This is a genomic window from Exiguobacterium sp. QJM3NY_9 (assembly GCF_056173545.1).
This window is the reverse complement of record NZ_CM149679.1, coordinates 1,977,418-1,996,501: the sequence shown is the minus strand read 5'-3', so window position 1 is coordinate 1,996,501 and position 19,084 is coordinate 1,977,418. Positions and strand designations below refer to the sequence as shown.

Here is a 19,084-nt window from a genome sequence, read left to right as displayed (position 1 = left end):
CAGGAATCATATAAAAGGAGTGAGGCGCATGCAAGGCATAGAGTTACATGCTATCGATTTAATGAAACGAGCGGGTAAATATATCCGTCAGATGATAGACCATGCGTATCATATCGAAGAAAAAACGAATAAAAGTGACTTAGTGACGGAGATTGACAAAAATGTCGAAGATTTATTAATTGAAGGTATCCTGAATCAGTATCCAGATCATCATATATATGGAGAAGAAGGGCGTGCGGCGCGACCTGAAACATTGGGTGGCACGATTTGGTTCGTCGATCCGATTGACGGCACGATGAATTTCATTCGCCAAAAACGCTTATTTGCGATTTCGATTGCCATCATGGTAGAGGGCGAACTTCAGTATGGATTTGTGTATGACGTCATGGCGGATGAGATGTTTCATTGCATTAAAGGACAGGGCGCATTCGAAAATGGAATTCGATTAGCGCCAATTGAAGAGAAGCCGGTTAGTGATGCGATCATCTGTATGAATGCGACGTGGGTGACTGCCAATCGAAGAATTGATGCAGCATTGCTAGCGCCACTCGTAAAAGACGCTGTTGGGGTTCGGGCAGTCGGTGCCGCCTCGCTTGAACTCGCTTGGGTCGCCGCGGGGCGTGTTGACGGCTACATTACGATGCGAAACATGCCATGGGATTACGCAGCTGGACAACTGTTGATTGAGGAGCTTGGAGGGCGCGTCGGGACAATTGAAGGCGACGCGATGACTTTCCAAGAACAAACGAGTGTTCTTGCAGGGAGTCGGACATTTGTCGCAGACGTATTGACGTATGTAAACAAATAAAACGCCCTTGAACTACCTCCACCTACGCTTCGCTTAGAGGTGGAGGATTCCTGAGTGATCCGACCTGACGGTCGAAACCTGATCAGGCTAACCCCGTCGTCCCGACGGTTGAAGAAGCTAAGAGGCGTTCAGCTTCTTGTTTGAGGTTCAGTCCTGCGTTCACATCACGGTCGTGGTGGATGCCGCAACTCGGGCATGTCCATTCACGCAAGCCAAGATGTTTCACGTCTTTGTGTTGATGTCCGCAACTGGAACACAGTTGACTAGAGGCGAAGGTCTTGCCGACTTTCACGACGGTCTTTCCGTACCATGCCGCCTTGTATCCGAGCATGCGGAAGAACTCCGACCAACTGACCTCAGAGATGGACTTGCTCAACTTGCGATTCTTCTGCATGTTCTTCACTTGCAAGGTCTCGATGCCGATGACGTCGTGGTTTTTGACGGTCTCGGTCGACACCTTGTGCAGGAAATCGGTTCGCTTGTTGGCGATCTTCTCGTGGATGCGGGCGACCTTTCGCTTCTGCTTCTGGTAGTTCTTCGCCTCGGAAAGTGTTACTTTCTTGTCCAAGGCCAACCGTTGACGACGAGAAAGCTTGCGTTGCTCGCGCGCCAGCTTTTGCTCAAGCGAACGGAAGTAACGGTCGTTCTTGTATACCGTGCCGTCCGACAGGACGGCGAAGTGCTTCAATCCGACATCGACGCCGACGGATGAGCCCGTCTTCGGCATTTCGTTGCTCTCCTGCTCGACGAGCAGGGAGACGAAGTATTTTCCTGAAGCGTTACGCCGGATGGTCGCGTTCAAGATGCGTCCGACGACCTGCCTCGAGTTAGCGAAACGCACCCATTTCAACTTCGGGAGTTTTAACTTGTTGCCGACGATCGAGACATCAGGAAGTTGAGACTTACCTTGAATGTTCGTCTTGTACGATTGAACGGGATTGCTCTTCGACTTGAAGCGAGGCCGTTCGTTCTGTTTCTTGAAGAAGCGGTCAAAGGCATCAGCAAGATGTTTGACGCTCGTCTGCATAGACGTGCTATCGACTTCCTTCAGCCAGTCGAACGCCTGCTTCAACGACGGGAGTTCTTTCGAACAAGACCCGAAGGACAGTCCTTTCCCTGTCGCTTTATACGTCTCATCCCACTTCGCTAAGAAGTGGTTGAAGACGAAGCGCGAACAACCGATCGTCTTCGCGATCAGGATTTCCTGCTCTTTTGTCGGATAGATTCTGAATTTGTAGGCCTTGTGAGTCAACATGATGTTCACCTCCTTACAACGGATATACCTGAAAGAGAGGGTGGCGATTCATCTCCCACTTTCACTAGGGCTTCACCCTGATCGTTTAGAAGTGGGCATATTCTCGCCTGATTTTGATAAAGGACGTTTTAGACTGTAGACAAAGTGCTATTGGGAGATACAGCGTCTTTTTTCGTTGCTTTCCTCGGGCGAGGCGCAAGCCGTTACTCCTTGATCTTCACGGACTACGAACAGGGTCTTGCCTGCCTCTGAAAGTGCGTTAAACACGAACTTTTCCCGTATGAGTCACCAAACGCGACGCTTTTTTAGGTAATGCCGTGAAGGAAATCCAGACCTGCAGACGGTTTAGAGCGCAATCCGTCTTGAATCGCTTTTAAAGCGAAAAGCAATCGGTCGTGACCCTGCAGCTTTGCTGTAGCGGCGCGGAAGATTGCCGCTTTGAAGACGAGACGAGACAGGGAAGCGCGAACGGATTGCTTCTCGATATCGCATGCTCATGCTTCATAAGTTTGTCTACACGCTGAAACGCCCATAAAGGACGTTTAAGACTGTCTCCGAAGGCGGGCTTTCAAAACAAAACCGACGCCCATCGAAACAAATACTAGAAGTAGCGAGATGAAGACCATCAGCATGTTTTGTTCAGCGATGAAAATCCCGATCGCTGCCATCGAACCTACTGCTAATACTGCCAACAATAAAAAGACGAACCGCATATCATTTCCCCCTCGTTTTACGTGAGTACGTATTTAGTTTAGCGTGAAACGGGGTCAATGAAAAGGCTTTCGCTATAAGCTTGAATCATAGTCATTGCCAACTGCCACTCAACCTGTGCTATACTCTTAAAGTTGACCGAAAGTAATGTTGGATTATTTAAATGAATAGAAAGAGGTACACACTTATGACAACTTTAGTAAGAACTGATTTACGCAACGTCGCGATCATCGCCCACGTTGACCATGGTAAAACGACACTCGTCGATGAGCTTTTAAAACAATCTGGGACATTCCGTGCGAATGAACTAGTTGAAGAACGCGCAATGGACTCAAATGATATCGAGCGTGAACGCGGAATCACAATCCTCGCGAAAAACACAGCAATCGATTATAAAAATACCCGCATCAACATCGTTGATACACCAGGTCACGCCGATTTCGGTGGAGAAGTTGAACGTATCATGCGTATGGTAGATGGCGTTATCCTCGTCGTCGATGCACGTGAAGGCTGTATGCCACAAACACGTTTCGTATTGAAAAAAGCACTCGAGCAAGGATTACAACCAATCGTCGTCGTCAACAAAATCGACAAGCCGATGGTTCGTCCACTCGAAGTCGTCGATGAAGTCGTCGATCTTTTAATCGATCTTGGCGCAGACGAAGATCAACTCGAATTCCCAGTCGTTTATGCATCGGCAGTCAACGGCTCAAGTTCATTTGAACCTGAACTTGATAAACAAGAAGATACAATTACGAACGTTCTTGATTTGATTCTTGAGCACACACCAGCACCTGTCGATAACAGCATGGATCCACTTCAGTTCCAAGTTACGATGCTTGATTATGACAACTACCTTGGTCGTATCGGAGTTGGTCGTGTCTTCCGTGGAGAAATCAAAGTCGGCGATAGTGTTTCGCTTTCTAAACTTGATGGATCAATCAAAAACTTCCGTGTAACGAAATTATTCGGATACTTCGGCCTTAAACGCGTTGAAATCGAAGCAGCGAAAGCTGGAGACTTGATCGCAATCGCAGGTATGGAAGATATCAACGTCGGTGAAACAGTGTGTCCAACGTCACACGTCGATCCACTTCCATTGCTTCGGATTGATGAGCCAACACTTCAAATGACGTTCATCGTCAACAACTCGCCATTCGCTGGTCGTGAAGGGGATCTCGTTACTTCACGTAAAATCGAAGAGCGTCTTGAAAAAGAACTTGAAACAGATGTTTCGCTTCGTATCGAAAACACAGATTCTCCTGACCGCTGGATTGTTTCAGGTCGTGGTGAGCTTCACCTTGGTATCTTGATCGAAAACATGCGTCGTGAAGGTTACGAAATTCAAGTTTCGAAACCACAGGTAATCATCAAAGTTGAAGATGGCGTTAAAGTCGAGCCGTTTGAGCGCGTCGTCATCGATACTCCTGAAGAGTATACTGGTGGAGTCATGGAATCGATCGGTCTCCGTAAAGGTGAATTGACGAACATGCAAACAATGGATAACGGTCAAACGAAAATGGAATTCATCGTTCCTTCACGCGGTTTGATTGGTTACCGTAACGAATTCTTATCTGCAACACGCGGATACGGCATCATGAACCACACATTCGAAGAGTACCGTCCGTTCATCAACGCAGACATCGGTGGTCGTCGTAGTGGTGTTATGGTTTCGATTGAAACAGGAAAAGCGACTGCTTACGCAATCTCTGCTCTTGAAGACCGTGGAACGATCTTCATCGAGCCAGGCCTTGAAGTATATGAAGGAATGATTATCGGGGAATGTAACCGTGACGTCGATCTCGCTGTTAACGTTGTTAAAGCGAAACAATTGACGAACATGCGTGCATCTGCGAAAGATACGACAAACGTTCTTAAACGTCCACGTGTCTTCTCACTTGAAGAATCATTAACATTCTTGAATGAAGATGAGTACTGTGAAATTACACCGGAATCAGTTCGTCTTCGTAAACAAGTGTTGAACAAGAACGAACGTGAAAAACAAGACAAACGTCGTCGTCTTGGAAAAGACTGAGTTCTTAACAATGTAAGGGGGACTGGCAATGTCTGCACAACCTGCCGTTGCTTCTGATTTCTCGAAATTCGATATTCCTGCCGTCGCCAAGTTTCTTGGCGTCGGGAGTGATCCGAATAACTTAAGTGCGGGTTTCAATGCATTGATGATTACGGTCGTCATTTTGACGCTCGTCGTGTTTAAGCTAGGTTTTGCAAAGGAATTAGCTTGGTGGAAATCGCTGATCGTCTATCTTTTATTAGCTGTCTTTTCAGCGGCTTTAACACTCGTCTTTTGGACGTGGCCGATTCCTGAAGTATTGCTTGCGATGGTCGCCATCCTCGGGATTTATCGTTTCCGGATGTGGCGTGTCAAACGCGATCGAGAACAGACTGCATCTTAAATTCATTTGATTCGTCTAAAAGTCCGTCTTCCTTGTGAAGGCGGACTTTTTGTTTTATCGTTCAATCGGTAAATAAAGGAATAGAAACGAGAAAGTCAGGGGAAAAACCTTTAAGGAGTGATGAAAATGAATAAATGGAGCTGGCTCGCCCCGCTGAGTCTTACGATGTTATTAGTCGGTTGTGCGACTGATTCAAAGACGGAGGAGTCGAGTCAAACAGATACTAAACAAGAGGCTGAAGAGGGAGCCGACATCATTTTCGAGTCCCTGCAGGCACCGTGGAATGTCGAGATGTCAGGGGATACATTTTATATTACAGAACGAGATGGAAAAATCGTCGAAGGAACGCAAGGGGATTATTCGCGAACAGCCCCACGTCTGACGGAAGAAGTCGTGGCGGAAGGGGAAGGTGGACTACTTGGAATGGCCCTTGATCCCGACTTTGAAGAGAATCAGCTCGCTTATGTATACCATACGTATGAACAAGCAGGTGAGCTACGGAATCGTGTCATTTCAATCGAACGGAAGGATGGGGACTGGATAGAAAAAAGCATTTTACTGGATGGCATTCCTGGGTCCTCGATTCATAATGGCGGTCGAATCGAGATTGGGCCGGATGGTTACCTGTACGTCACGGCAGGAGATGCTGCAGTTCCCGAGAATGCACAGAAGCTATCCTCTTTGGCCGGAAAAATTTTACGGATGGACTTAACGGGAGAGCCGGTTGAAGGGAATCTGGAGGGTTACGTCTATAGTTATGGTCATCGTAATCCACAAGGTCTTGTTTTTGTCGGAAATCAGCTTTTTGCGACCGAACATGGTCAAAGCGGACATGATGAAATCAATAAAATTGAACAGAAAAATTATGGATGGCCGTTGATTGAAGGGATGGAAAAACAACAAGGATTAGTCACACCGTGGTATGAAGTAGGAAATCGCTCCGTTGCACCAAGCGGGGTGACGGAACTTAATGGGAAGTTGTATTTCGGTACGTTGGTCGGGCAGAGCCTTCGCTCGATTGAAGAGAGCACGAAGCAAGTCGAACAAGTCGTAACGGACCGTGGACGCATTCGTGACGTCATGACAGATGAAACTGCACTATATTTCCTTACGAACAATACGGACGGCCGTGGAAATCCTGAGAAAAATGATGATGTTTTTGTCCGCTTCGACCCGTAAAGATATGAAAAGCTCCTTCGACATCATCCGGATGTCACAGGAGCTCAAAGTTACTTCAGCATAGAAAGTAAGCCGTCACCATCTTTTTTTAGTAGACGCCCACGTCGGATATAAGTTAAAGTTCCCGGTTGCTTCGCGCGCAATCGTCCGTTGCTCGATACGCTCATTGCATTCATCGCACAAATAGATGCGAACCGGTTTGTTACGTAAGCGTTTTGCTGCGAAGGACCAGTCGTCGATCGTTTCGCGTTTATCGCAGATAGTACATTTTACACGCATTTCGAGGTCCTCCTCTTTTTTTACTAGTATACCATATTAAAAGATTATTCAGATGTAAAAAAGGGAATTGAATGACATGACTCGAAACTAAGTCAGTAAGATAAATAGGGGGGTGACACCATGGCAAATAAAATGGAACATCGTCTGAATCTAAAGCAACTCGAAGCGTTATCCGATTTACCACTCGTTTTTTTAATCACGCACGATCAATCGAAAAGTTGGCCCATCACCCATGCAATCAGTTGGGTTTATGCAAAAGATGAACAAACGGTCCGATTTGCGATTGAAGCCGATTCGCATATCGTCAAGACGTTGGCAGAGTATCCTGTTTTCACATTGATTTTCTTTGCCGATCAATCTGCCTATAGCTTGACGTGTACGGAGGTGAAGCGCTGGGATCCGGCAGCCGAAGTGCCATTAAAGCTTGCATTTTACGAAGGAATGGTAGAAGAAGTACGCGATATTTTATTTTACGGAGCCGCTGTATCCAATCGTCCTCGTATCGAGAAAACGTATGACGAAACGGCAGCGTTACGTCTAGATCAACAAATGCATGCGATTCTAAAAGCGTAACATTCATCAAAACTCGACTCTAAAGGGGCGAACGATGGAATGAAAAAAATATACGTGCTCGATACTAATGTCATGCTCCACGATCCATTATCTTTATTTCAATTCCAAGAACATGATGTCGTCATACCGGCAATCGTCTTAGAAGAGCTGGACGGAAAAAAACGAAACATGGATGAAGTCGGGCGAAATGCTCGAGAGACCGCGCGGATTTTGGATCAATTAAGGGAAGCGGGTCATCTTCATGCAGGAGTACCGCTCGGAAATGGCGGCATCCTCCGTGTCGACATCGGTGACACGATCAGTGACGTCTCACCGTTCACACATGAATCGAATGACAATAAGATTCTCGAGTTGGCGTGGTCGATTCATCGGGAACAGCAGGAACTACAGAGTGGACGTGACGTCATTCTCGTCTCAAAAGATATTCTCGTTCGTGTTAAGGCAGATGCGTACGGACTTGTCGCAGAAGATTACTTGACGGATCATATTGCGGATTTGACAGGGTTATATACGGGTTTCATTGAAGCAGTCGTCGACCAGGAATACATCGATGCCTTTTACGAAGACAAACGGCTCTCAGTGGATATCTTGAATGAAAAAGTTTATCCGAATCAATTCGTCATTTTAAAAAGCAATGTATCGAAAGCGTCAGCTTTCGCTGTCGTCGATCAGGAATTGCCTATCATCCGGGCACTTTCGCTTGATATCGATCAAGTATGGGGTGTCGTCCCCCGTAACGTTCAACAGCGCATGGCGTTCGAATTGTTACTTCGGGATGATGTTCCGCTCGTTACACTCGTCGGCAAGGCAGGAACGGGGAAAACATTGCTCGCACTTGCGGCCGGATTATTGCAAGTCGAAGATGAACATCGTTATAAAAAACTAGTCGTCGCTCGTCCTGTCGTTCCGATGGGAAATGACATCGGCTATTTACCGGGTGAGATGGAAGAGAAGCTTCGACCGTGGATGCAACCGATTTATGATAATTTGGAGCATTTGTTCAATACGGGTTCGGGTGATGAACTTGGAAATATCCTAGCGGGCATGAAATCGATTCAGCTTGAGGCATTAACTTATATCCGCGGGCGGAGTATGCCGGGACAGTTCATCATCATCGATGAAGCACAAAACTTAACGAAACATGAAGTGAAAACGATTTTGACTCGTGTCGGGGAAAACTCGAAAATTGTTCTCGTCGGGGATCCGCAACAAATTGATCATCCGTATCTCGATGAATATTCAAATGGTCTATCCTATGCAGTTGAACGGTTAAAAGGTGAAAAAATGACAGGGCACGTCAAACTTGTCAAAGGGGAACGGTCGAACCTCGCGCGTCTTGCGGCCGACTTGCTTTAAAAAATAAAACTGCCCTCTTTTCCTTCAGTCGTTAACGTTAGAAGGAAAAGAGGGCAGTTTGCTATTAGATGACAGTGATCCGATTGACCGAACGGACGACTTGATCTTGATAAAGTAAATGAACGGGACCATCGGTTAAGACTTTCCCGTCTTTTGAAAATTGTAAGTAGAGTTGAGGCAGTACCTCGAGTGGGAGTTCGACGGTATCGATTCCTTCAAAACGTAATTGTGAGGCATCGTCTAGTACTTCGGCATTTGTGATGAATGGAAGGAGTGGCATCGCGAACGTCCCGCGGAGTGCGTCATCTTTTTCTTCGCGCGTCATCGGTTTATTGTGATCGGTCCGACTCCCTTCCGTAATCCCCTTGTCCCAAGCAGCCCCCATTTTCGCATAGTATGCTTCAGCGGCATTATGCTCTGTCTCTTGTCCGATTTGTTCGACCGCAATCTTACGATCGTCAAAGATCCAGACGGTTGGATCAATCGTTAATGTGTACCGTACCTTACCTGTGATTGGAAAAATCATCTCTATTCCCCCTAAATGTGTGAATGCTACAAATCCATTATACCGAAACGTTGAATTGTTAGCGAAAGTAAGGTAAAGTTTATCTATAACAGGAACGCGTCATTTGATGAGGAGGGATTGGATTGTCAACTGAAATCGGGACAGTTCATCGCCAGCGCGCTCTTGAGCTACTAGAAGCGGATGCCCATAAAATCCGCCGGTTGATCGAGGTCCAGCTTGCGAATTTAACGATGCCACAATGTCCTCTTTATGAGGAAGTATTGGATACACAAATGTTCGGATTGTCACGCCAAATTGATTTTGCCGTTCGTCTTGAACTGATTGATGCGAGTGAAGGGAAACAATTACTCGAATCACTTGAACAGCAACTATCTGACTTACATGATGCGGAGACGTGCTGATTTTCTACTCAAACGTGAAATGCGGCGTTTGGGTATTTTTTTTTAGAACTAGAAAAGGGACGTGTACATATGCAATCGAAGTTTAAAGAAAGACGAGCATTTTTTGACTTTCGCTTGTTCTTTACGATGTTGATTCTGATGGCAATCAGTACGGTGATGGTTTATAGCGCTAGTGTTTGGAACGGTGGCGATTATGCGAACACTTCGTTTTTCGAGAAACAACTGATGTTTGACGGCTTGGCGATCGTGGCATTTTTATTTGTTGCGCATCTCAATCATGAAGTGCTTCGAGGTCCGATTTTTCGTTTAGTCTTGTATCTCATCACATGGGTGATGTTGATGGCGACGTTGTTTTCTGAACCGTTGAACGGGGCACGGGCGTGGTTGAACTTTGGTATCTTTTTGATTCAACCGATCGAGCTCTGTAAATTCGTCTTAGTCGTCGGATTAGCGAATTATTTTGATCAAAAACAAAAAGGGACGTTGAATGGCGTAATCGGAATCGTTCATCACTTCATCCACCGTCAAATCTCTCCTTCATCTACCGTTAAACGGATGTTACTTAGTTTGTCTGATTGGATTTTAATTCCGATGCTCGTCTTGCTGGCACCTTATGCAATCATCATCCGGATGCAACCCGATGATGGGGGATTGTTCATCTTGTTGTTGATTACGGCAATGATTTGGTTTGCTGTCGGATTACCGAGTGGTTACATCACATTAGGGTTCATCGCAATACCGTTAGTTGGTTTCTATGCGTATAATAATTTTTCAGAGAATCAGCTGAAACGAATCCATGTCATCTTCAACCCGTTCCTCGATGCGGAGGGAAAAGGCTATCAATTGATCAATTCGGTCATTTCAATTGCCCATGGAGGCGTGTTCGGCGTCGGGTTAGGGAACAGTTTTCAGAAATATGGGTATCTACCTGAACCAGAGACCGATTACATCATGTCAATCATTTCGGAAGAACTTGGATTTGTCGGCGTACTTGTCGTCCTTGGATTACTGTTTTTCTTAATGTTTCAAGGTGCGAGAATCGCCCAAAAATGTGTTTCGCTGTATTCAAGCATGATGGCGATTGGTATTTCTTCCATCATCTTCATCCAGACAACGATCAATATCGGTGCCATGTCAGGTTTGTTCCCGGGAACCGGGGTCACGTTACCATTCATCAGTTACGGGGGGTCTTCGTTACTCGTCATGAGTACGATGCTCGGTGTGCTGGCGAATATTTCCATGCAAAATAAACATCGAATAGCGTATCATAAAGAAGTGCAAGATGCACGGACGATGAGCGCAACGAGTTCATTAACAAAAGGGGGAGCATCAGTTGACAAAAATTAAAAAGATTCTTGTAGCAAACCGTGGTGAAATCGCAATCCGAGTATTTCGGGCAGCAACCGAATTAGGCATTCGGACAGTTGCGATTTATTCGAGAGAAGACATGGGATCGCTTCACCGTTATAAAGCAGACGAAGCATATCGGATTGGTGAGGGGAAGAAACCAATCGAAGCGTACCTAGACATTGAAGGTATCATCGCAACTGCTAAAAAAGCAGAGTGTGACGCGATTCACCCAGGGTATGGTTTTCTGTCTGAAAACATTGAACTCGCAAAACGTTGTCGTGAAGAAGGCATCATCTTTATCGGTCCACAAGAAGAACATCTTTATAAATTCGGTGACAAGGTACGAGCGCGTACGACAGCAATCGAAGCCGGCTTACCTGTCATTCCGGGAACGGACGGTCCGATTTCAACGATGGAAGAAGCCTATGCTTTTGCTGAAAAAACAGGTTATCCATTGATGGTTAAAGCTTCTCTTGGTGGAGGAGGACGCGGTATGCGCGTTGTCCGGACAGAGGAAGAGCTGCCGGAAATGATTGAGCGTGCGAAATCAGAAGCATTAAAGGCTTTCGGATCAGACGAAATATACATTGAGAAATTAATTGAACGACCGAAACATATCGAAGTCCAAATCATTGGCGATGCCCATGGTAATATCATTCACTTATTCGAACGTGACTGCTCTGTTCAGCGTCGACATCAAAAGGTTGTCGAAGTGGCACCATGTGTCACGCTTTCCGATGCAGGACGTAAGAAAATTTGTGACGCGGCAGTAACGCTAATGAAACACGTCGGGTACGAGAACGCAGGAACAGTCGAGTTCCTAGTGACGCAAGATGAATCGTTCTACTTCATCGAAGTTAACCCGCGTGTCCAGGTCGAGCACACAATCACAGAGATGATTACAGGCGTCGACATCGTACAAACGCAAATTCGGGTGGCAGAAGGTGAGTCGCTCCATAGTGAGCTCGTTGGAATTCCGGTGCAAGAAGAGATTCAGATGCTTGGTTTCGCGATTCAAAGCCGGATTACATCGGAAGATCCAGAAAACGGCTTTTTACCCGATACGGGGAAAATTAAAGCTTACCGCTCACCCGGCGGTTTCGGAGTCCGTCTTGACGGAGGGAATGCATACGTCGGTGCAGAAATCTCACCATACTATGATTCACTGCTCGTTAAAATCTCAACGCACGGCCTGACGTACGATCAAGCTGTCGCGAAGATGAGCCGAAACTTAAGTGAGTTCCGGATCCGTGGAATCAAAACAAACATTCCGTTCCTAAGCAACGTCTTGAAACACCATGCATTCATCAGTGGTGACTACAATACGTCCTTCATCGATGATACGCAAGAATTATTCATCTTCCCGAAACGGCAAGACCGTGGAACAAAGTTATTAACGTATATCGGCGAAGTTTCTGTCAATGGATTCCCTGGTATCGGAAAAATCGACAAACCGTTAGCACGTGACGTTCGGATTCCGAAAGATTTACCAACGACGTATCAAGCGGGCACGAAAGCGTTACTTGATGCAGAAGGGCCGGTTGGTGTTGCGAATTGGTTGAAAGCACAAGAACAGGTCTTGTTGACAGACACGACATTCCGGGATGCACACCAGTCGTTACTTGCGACGCGGATGCGGACGAAAGATTTAGTAGCGATTGCAGAAGCAGAAGCAAAACTCTTGCCAGAATTGTTCTCGGTCGAGGCGTGGGGTGGCGCGACGTTCGATGTAGCATATCGTTTCTTGTCAGAAGATCCTTGGACTCGTTTAATGAAATTACGTGAACAAATGCCAAACGTCTTGATTCAAATGCTATTACGTGGTGCGAATGCAGTCGGTTATAAAAACTATCCGGACAACGTCATTCATGCTTTCGTCAAGGAAGCGGCCCAAGCAGGCGTTGATGTCTTCCGAATCTTTGATAGCTTGAACAATCCGGAATCAATCCAATTAGCGATTGACGCGGTCTTACCGACAGGGAAGATTGCAGAAGCAGCCGTCTGTTATACAGGCGATCTGTTCGATGCGAATCGTCCGAAGTATCACTTGCCGTATTACGTCAAGTTAGCGAAACAATTGGAAGCAAGTGGCGCGCACATCATCGCAATCAAAGATATGGCGGGTCTGTTAAAGCCGGAAGCAGCGTATGCGTTAGTCTCTGCTTTAAAAGATGCTGTCGATTTACCGATCCACCTCCATACACATGATGCGAGTGGGAACGGAATCTACACGTATGCCCGTGCAGTCGATGCCGGTGTTGACGTCGTCGATGTCGCAGCTTCGAGTATGGCCGGCTTAACGAGTCAACCAGCAGGAGGAAGTTTAATCCATGCGCTGAGTGGACACCCACGTCAGCCACTTGTTTCAGCACAGAAATTCGAACAAATTTCAGATTATTGGCAAGATGTTCGTCACTTGTATAAAGCGTTCGAACTCGATATGTTAGCACCGAATCCAACCGTTTACGACCATGAAATGCCGGGCGGTCAATATTCGAATCTTCAACAACAGGCAAAAGCAGTAGGACTCGGAGATCGTTGGTCGGAAGTCAAGAGTATGTACGCTCGCGTCAACATGTTGTTTGGTGACATCGTCAAAGTAACACCGTCGTCTAAAGTAGTGGGAGATATGGCCTTGTTCATGGTCCAACATCACTTGACAGAAGGAGACGTCTTACATCGTGCGAGTGGGCTCGATTTCCCGGATTCAGTCGTCGAACTGATGAAAGGTGAGCTTGGCACACCTCCGGATGGGTTCCCGAAACAAGTGCAAGATGCGATCCTCAAAGGTGTCGCACCATTAACAGAACGTCCAGGGAAAATGATGGAGCCGCTTAACTTTGACGCCATCAAACACGAATTGTTTGAAAAGCTCGAACGACCGATTACTGAATTCGATGCGCTTGCGTACGCGCTTTATCCGAAAGTATTCATGGATTATAGTTCATATATCGCGCGTTATGGAGATGTCTCGGTCCTTGATACGAGTACATTCTTCCACGGCATGCGACTCGGTGAAACGATCGAAGTCGAAATCGAACGTGGTAAAACGTTGTACCTCAAGTTGATTCAAGTCGGACAGCCGAATGATCACGGTGTGCGAATCGTTTACTACGAAATGAATGGTGTTCCGCGTGAAGTTGAAGTCAAGGACATTAGCGTCAAGGAAAGTTCGTCCAGTCGTCCGAAGGCGGACCGGTCGAACCCGAAACAGATTGGTGCATCGATGCCGGGAAGTGTCCTGAAAGTTCTTGTCGAACCAGGAGCACGTGTCCGTAAAGGGGAGCAATTGCTCGTCACGGAGGCGATGAAAATGGAAACGACGATTCAAGCACCGGAAGACGGAGAAATTAAAGCCGTCCATGTCAACGAAGGCGAAGCAATCGCAAGCCAAGATTTATTAATTGAATTCATCTGATTCGTAGCGTGGTGATTCGATAACTTTAAAATAGAATCGATGAAAAACAGGCAGACGCATGGCGGCTAGCCTGTTTTTCTTTTTAAGCAGTATTATCGGAGGAGGAGCTAGGAATGAATATCATCTGTTGGATTAGAAGTGACTTTCGACTTCAGGATAATCAAATGTTGGCGAAAGCGGTAGAATACCTCGAGCAGGACGATCAAGCGACCGTGGAATTTGTTTTTTGGCTTAACCCGGACTATATCGGTTCTTACGAAGCGAGACAACAGTATTTCTTTCAAGCGCTGGAGCACTTTTCGGATAACTGTAAAACAAAGGGCTTGCCGATTCGTTTTATTGAAGGGGACGAAGCGAAGTTCTTAGAGGAAACAGCTATGGCAGACCATTTAATTTTTAACGCCGAATACGTCGAACCGTTTAAAACGCGCGATGATGCGATTATTAAAAAGCGTCAGCGTCAACAGACGGATCGTGTACTCGATCGTCACTTGTTGCATCCGCATGCGGTCAAGAAAAATGATGGTGGCTATTATAAAGTGTTCACACCATATAAAAATGCGTTCTTAAAAAAAGATCTTCCAGAACCAGTCCAAGTGAATCTCGAACGTCTGCAAGCCCAGTATAAAAAACACCAAAATGACAACTCGTTCATTGAGGAGTACTTTAAACAGGCTCAATCCGAGGTTGATTTTCAGGTGGGTGAAGAAAATGCGCAGAACCGTTTACATCAGTTCATCTCGAGCGGACTCGAACAGTACGAAGAAAATCGGGATATCCCGTCAATCGACGGAACGAGTCTGATGTCACGTTACCTGCGGACGGGAGAAATCAGCATTCGGACCATTTATACGCAGGTTGAGCAAGCAGCTGCTTCAAAAGGAAAACAAACCTATTTGACGGAATTAATTTGGCGTGAATTTTACTATACAATTTTGATGCACTATCCAGAGTCAAAACGTCTACCGGTAAACGAGCAGTATAATGACATTCAATGGGAAGACGACGAGACGGGGTTTGACGCGTGGAAAAAAGGTGAGACAGGTTATCCCATCGTCGATGCGGCGATGCGTCAGCTGAACACAACGGGCTGGATGCATAACCGGCTCCGGATGATTGTTGCCTCCTTTTTAACAAAAGATTTGTTAGTCGATTGGCAAAAGGGTGAACAATATTTTCAGAAGAAGTTAGTCGACTATGAAGCGGCTTCGAACATCGGGGGATGGCAGTGGGCAGCATCTGTCGGAACAGACGCCGTACCATACTTCCGTGTCTTCAATCCGACGACCCAATCGAAAAAATTTGATGCGTCTGGTGACTTCATTCGTCGATATGTACCAGAGATTAAGGACTTGCCGAATAAATTCATTCATGAACCAACAGACCAGCAACGTGAAGACTATGATTACCGAAAACCAATCGTTGAGCATGATATGGCACGTAAACGGGCGATTTCTCGCTTTAAAAAGTAATAAACTACGAACGCGGTACCGACATAAAAAAAGATGGGGCATCACAGTGAAGTGATGCTCCATCTTTTTTGACTTGTCTAATATGCTTAACGATCTTGCCTTGTCCGGAACGCGTGATACGTCATGTAAGACAGTACACCAAAGTAACATGTAATCAAGAACGCGTGTAAAAGTGGAACGTAAGTCGCGTGTCCGCCTAAAACGATCCAGGCACCTGTCGCAACTTGGCAACTGATGAAGAACGTAGCAAACGCCATCCCTTTTTGTGTCGTCCGATGCTTTAAGCGAATCGCGACGAAGTGCACATATAACGTATAGAAGAATAATAAGCCAGCCATAATGCGATGAATCATCTGGACCCATGACTCGTATGTCATCGTTGGTTGCGAACAGACGGGCCAACCGACACAGGCATACGTTGCGCCGACGTGACGGACATATGCGCCCGTATAGACGACGATCAGCGTGTAAATCAGCAGGCCGTACAGGAGTTTACGTAAGAATGCTGGGACCGTTTCCCTGAATTCTCGTCCTGGACGTTCCATGATTAATAGCGTCAAAATGAGCAAAGAAGCGAAGGAGATAAGCGAAATCCCGAAATGGAGCGCCATGACGAGGTCAGACTGTTGCCAAACAACAGCACCTGCTCCAACGATGGATTGAATCAACATGAAGATAAAAGCAAGAAAGGCAAAAATCTTCGTATCGAGACGCTCTTTGAAAGCGACGAGTGTCCATAAACATAATGCGATGATTAATAGTCCGACGACACCGGTTACGGCGCGGTGGCTGTATTCAATCATCGTTTCTACACTAGGGTTAGTCGGAATGAGCTCTCCGTGACAGAGTGGCCAGTCTGTTCCACAGCCGTTCCCTGAATCAGTCTTTGTGACTGTGCCCCCCATCAACAATACGATCATCATCGTGAATGTGACGAATGCCGAAAAAATCGAAAGCTTTCGATTCAAGACACGGACACCACCTTTCTAAAATATACAATATACAGTCATGCGCATAGCAATAGTATCGCATAAAAAATATCGAAACGCTTGCAATCTTTTAGAAGAACGCTATTCTAATATTAGGTAAATATGGTGAACTGTGAGGTTAATCACATAGATTTCACATTTTGTTCATTATGTCGAAAGTATTTTCATGCGTCACGACCCTGAATATGTGGTATCTTTTATAGAGAAAAGGACGTTTCGTGGCGTGTCTGTGTTATTTCTGTGAAGAAAATACGTGTCTCATGCGTGCAGAGAGGATACAGGCGGTTAGAAGGAGGAAACAACATGGCGAAAGTAAATGGGGAGACGCTTGACATCATGATCGAGCAAACGGATCAACCGACGTTCAAGGACTATGTCACCCTAGCAAAGATGGGAATCGTTCGCGCGAATCTCATCACCGTCTTCGCAGGATATGTCGTGGCAGCATCGTATCTAACCGATGATGTCCTGTTATACCTGTGGCAGACGAAGTTGACATTATTGTGGACACTTCTTGGAAGTGGCCTGGTCATTGCCGGAAGTTGTTACCTCAACAATTACATTGACCGTGACATCGATTATAAGATGGAACGGACGATGGGCAGACCGAGTGTAACCGGCAAGATGGATGGACAGCGCATCTTGGCATTAGGACTTGGAATACTCGCAACGGGAACGGTGCTTTTATTGATCGTCAACCATGTCGCGGCAGTGTTCGGATTGATTGGATCGTTCGTTTACGTCGTCATCTATACGATGTGGCTCAAACGGACGCATACGATCAATACGGTCGTAGGGGGTATTTCAGGAGCAGTGCCACCGATCATTGGATTTGCGGCAGTCACTCCAGCACTTCATATCGATGCCTGGATTTTATTTCTCATCATGTTTGTCTGGCAGCCGCCTCACTTCCTTGCACTCGCAATGAGACGGACGGAAGAGTACCGTGCTGCAGGTATTCCGATGTTACCGGTCGTTAATGGTTTTGCCATCACGAAACGACAAATTGTATGGTGGATTGCAGTCTTAGTCCCATCATCACTACTCTTGGCACACTATGGCATCGTCTACACGATCGTCATGGCAGCGTTAAGCGGTTACTGGCTTTACATGGGACTGAAAGGTCTCAAAATCAAAGAAAAACAAGCTGAAATTAAATGGGCATCGAAAATGTTCTTCTTCTCGCTCTTTTACTTCACAGCTTGGATCGTGACGGTCGTACTCGTTTCACTCTAAAACGATTTGACATATTCACGTACACCATTTACGAAAGAAAAAAATTGGGGAAAAGAAAGTGGGGATGGTTGTGAAAAAATCAGGAAAAATGCTCTTCCGGCTTCTTCCGATCGGTTTGATGGCATTATTGTTATCAGGTTGTGGAATTCCGGAATTGTCCGCGCTTCAGCCTCGCGGGGAAGGCGCAGAAATGCAACTTGAGATCATCAAGCTCAGCTTATGGGTGATGTTGTTCGTCCTTGCGATCGTAGCGGTCATCTATGTTTACGTACTTATGAAATTCCGTCGTAAATCAGGAGATAACACAGTTCCGAAACAAGTCGAAGGAAATCATACGCTTGAAATCATTTGGACAGTTATTCCAATCCTTCTCTTGGTTGTTCTCGCTGTACCGACAATCAAAACGACGGTTGAATTAGCCGATGCAAAAGAAGCGAAGAAAAACGAACAAATCAACGTTACGGCAAACTTGTACTGGTGGGAGTTCGAATATCCAGACAAAGGTGTTTCGACAGGACAAGAACTTGTCATCCCGGTCGGAAAACGTGTTGCTGTCAACTTGACTTCTAAAGACGTCATTCACTCATTCTGGGTGCCGGCACTTTCTGGTAAAACAGATACAAACCCAGGGCTCGATAACGAGATGTGGTTACAAGCACAAGAAGCGGGCACATACTACGGTAAGTGTGCGGAGCTTTGCGGACCTTCTCACGCATTGATGGACTTTAAAGTCATCGCACTCGAGCAAGATGATTATGATGCATGGTTAAAAGACATGAAAACTGCAAAAGAAGCAGAAACAAAACAACTCGATGCTAAAAATGAAAAAAATTGGACGACGGGCGAACAAGTTTACGCTCAAAACTGCCTCAGCTGTCACGGTGGCGGGAAAGTCGCGCCAAGCTTAACGAACTTTGGTGACCGTCAACGTATCGCAGGATACCTCGATCACGACAAAGAAAACCTCGAAAACTGGATTCGCGATCCGCAAAAAGAAAAACAAGGGACAAAAATGCCTGGTTTCTCTGAAGACAAGATTAGCGATGAAGAATTGAGTGAACTTGCAGACTACCTATTGGACAAAAAGCTCCAATAAAATTAAGGGGGAATCATA

18 protein-coding genes are annotated in these 19,084 nt (G+C 46.0%); 12 read left to right on the top strand and 6 right to left on the bottom strand.

What is annotated here, in order from left to right; translation table 11 throughout:
• The first annotated feature begins 28 nt into the window (after positions 1–28).
• Positions 29–808 carry an inositol monophosphatase family protein gene (locus AC0VYQ_RS10335; protein ID WP_088837464.1) on the top strand — a complete coding sequence of 260 codons (780 nt, stop codon included), beginning with the start codon at positions 29–31 and terminating at the stop codon, positions 806–808.
• 82 nt (positions 809–890) lie between these two features.
• Here the strand turns inward: AC0VYQ_RS10335 and tnpB are convergent, their stop codons facing one another.
• The 3 genes from tnpB to AC0VYQ_RS10320 form a co-directional block, all read right to left on the bottom strand.
• Positions 891–2,063 (bottom strand): IS200/IS605 family element RNA-guided endonuclease TnpB, encoded by a 1,173-nt coding sequence (gene tnpB / locus AC0VYQ_RS10330; RefSeq protein WP_475403517.1) that lies wholly within the window; start codon positions 2,061–2,063, stop codon positions 891–893.
• A gap of 345 nt (positions 2,064–2,408) precedes the next feature.
• A complete protein-coding gene (locus AC0VYQ_RS10325) occupies positions 2,409–2,555 on the bottom strand; it encodes a hypothetical protein (protein ID WP_214765251.1) in 147 nt (48 codons plus the stop codon).
• Between the two features lie 50 nt (positions 2,556–2,605).
• Positions 2,606–2,776: a DUF5325 family protein gene (locus tag AC0VYQ_RS10320; RefSeq protein WP_157898488.1), complete on the bottom strand. Its 171-nt coding sequence runs from the start codon at positions 2,774–2,776 to the stop codon at positions 2,606–2,608.
• A 185-nt stretch (positions 2,777–2,961) separates the two neighbouring features.
• Here AC0VYQ_RS10320 and typA point away from each other — a divergent pair, with 185 nt between their 5' ends.
• The 3 genes from typA (at position 2,962) to AC0VYQ_RS10305 (ending at position 6,370) form a co-directional block, all read left to right on the top strand.
• Positions 2,962–4,809, top strand: coding sequence for a translational GTPase TypA (typA, locus tag AC0VYQ_RS10315; protein WP_029330949.1), 1,848 nt, complete (start codon positions 2,962–2,964; stop codon positions 4,807–4,809).
• Between the two features lie 28 nt (positions 4,810–4,837).
• Positions 4,838–5,191, top strand: coding sequence for a YlaH-like family protein (locus tag AC0VYQ_RS10310; RefSeq protein ID WP_029330948.1), 354 nt, complete (start codon positions 4,838–4,840; stop codon positions 5,189–5,191).
• 126 nt (positions 5,192–5,317) lie between these two features.
• Positions 5,318–6,370, top strand: a complete 1,053-nt coding sequence (locus AC0VYQ_RS10305; RefSeq protein WP_475403516.1) for a PQQ-dependent sugar dehydrogenase — start codon at positions 5,318–5,320, stop codon at positions 6,368–6,370.
• A gap of 75 nt (positions 6,371–6,445) precedes the next feature.
• On the opposite strand, the gene AC0VYQ_RS10300 is transcribed toward AC0VYQ_RS10305, so the two are convergent.
• Positions 6,446–6,649 (bottom strand): YlaI family protein, encoded by a 204-nt coding sequence (locus AC0VYQ_RS10300; protein ID WP_214765247.1) that lies wholly within the window; start codon positions 6,647–6,649, stop codon positions 6,446–6,448.
• Between the two features lie 120 nt (positions 6,650–6,769).
• Between AC0VYQ_RS10300 and AC0VYQ_RS10295 the strand changes: the two genes are divergently transcribed.
• Both AC0VYQ_RS10295 and AC0VYQ_RS10290 read left to right on the top strand, forming a co-directional pair.
• On the top strand, positions 6,770–7,222 hold the full coding sequence (locus AC0VYQ_RS10295) for a PNPOx family protein (RefSeq protein ID WP_475403515.1): 453 nt from the start codon (positions 6,770–6,772) through the stop codon (positions 7,220–7,222).
• 39 nt (positions 7,223–7,261) lie between these two features.
• Positions 7,262–8,578 (top strand): PhoH family protein, encoded by a 1,317-nt coding sequence (locus AC0VYQ_RS10290; protein ID WP_029330944.1) that lies wholly within the window; start codon positions 7,262–7,264, stop codon positions 8,576–8,578.
• A 64-nt stretch (positions 8,579–8,642) separates the two neighbouring features.
• Here the strand turns inward: AC0VYQ_RS10290 and AC0VYQ_RS10285 are convergent, their stop codons facing one another.
• Positions 8,643–9,104 carry a hypothetical protein gene (locus tag AC0VYQ_RS10285; RefSeq protein ID WP_029330943.1) on the bottom strand — a complete coding sequence of 154 codons (462 nt, stop codon included), beginning with the start codon at positions 9,102–9,104 and terminating at the stop codon, positions 8,643–8,645.
• Between the two features lie 122 nt (positions 9,105–9,226).
• Here AC0VYQ_RS10285 and AC0VYQ_RS10280 point away from each other — a divergent pair, with 122 nt between their 5' ends.
• The 4 genes from AC0VYQ_RS10280 to AC0VYQ_RS10265 all read left to right on the top strand — a co-directional run bounded on the left by AC0VYQ_RS10280 (position 9,227) and on the right by AC0VYQ_RS10265 (position 15,745).
• A complete protein-coding gene (locus AC0VYQ_RS10280) occupies positions 9,227–9,505 on the top strand; it encodes an Fpa/YlaN family protein (protein ID WP_029330942.1) in 279 nt (92 codons plus the stop codon).
• Positions 9,506–9,574: 69 nt separating this feature from the next.
• The gene (locus AC0VYQ_RS10275) at positions 9,575–10,852 is read left to right on the top strand and encodes an FtsW/RodA/SpoVE family cell cycle protein (protein WP_029330941.1); all 1,278 of its coding nucleotides are present in this window, start codon (positions 9,575–9,577) and stop codon (positions 10,850–10,852) included.
• Positions 10,839–14,273 (top strand): pyruvate carboxylase, encoded by a 3,435-nt coding sequence (locus AC0VYQ_RS10270; RefSeq protein ID WP_475403514.1) that lies wholly within the window; start codon positions 10,839–10,841, stop codon positions 14,271–14,273. The genes AC0VYQ_RS10275 and AC0VYQ_RS10270 overlap by 14 nt, the downstream gene beginning before the upstream one ends.
• A 113-nt stretch (positions 14,274–14,386) precedes the next feature.
• Positions 14,387–15,745 (top strand): cryptochrome/photolyase family protein, encoded by a 1,359-nt coding sequence (locus tag AC0VYQ_RS10265; RefSeq protein WP_475403513.1) that lies wholly within the window; start codon positions 14,387–14,389, stop codon positions 15,743–15,745.
• A gap of 86 nt (positions 15,746–15,831) precedes the next feature.
• Here the strand turns inward: AC0VYQ_RS10265 and AC0VYQ_RS10260 are convergent, their stop codons facing one another.
• The gene (locus AC0VYQ_RS10260) at positions 15,832–16,713 is read right to left on the bottom strand and encodes a COX15/CtaA family protein (protein ID WP_029330938.1); all 882 of its coding nucleotides are present in this window, start codon (positions 16,711–16,713) and stop codon (positions 15,832–15,834) included.
• Positions 16,714–17,037: 324 nt separating this feature from the next.
• Between AC0VYQ_RS10260 and cyoE the strand changes: the two genes are divergently transcribed.
• Positions 17,038–17,970: a heme o synthase gene (gene cyoE / locus AC0VYQ_RS10255; RefSeq protein WP_088837454.1), complete on the top strand. Its 933-nt coding sequence runs from the start codon at positions 17,038–17,040 to the stop codon at positions 17,968–17,970.
• A 64-nt stretch (positions 17,971–18,034) separates the two neighbouring features.
• Positions 18,035–19,066 (top strand): cytochrome c oxidase subunit II, encoded by a 1,032-nt coding sequence (gene coxB / locus AC0VYQ_RS10250; RefSeq protein WP_475403512.1) that lies wholly within the window; start codon positions 18,035–18,037, stop codon positions 19,064–19,066.
• Positions 19,067–19,084: the final 18 nt, after the last annotated feature.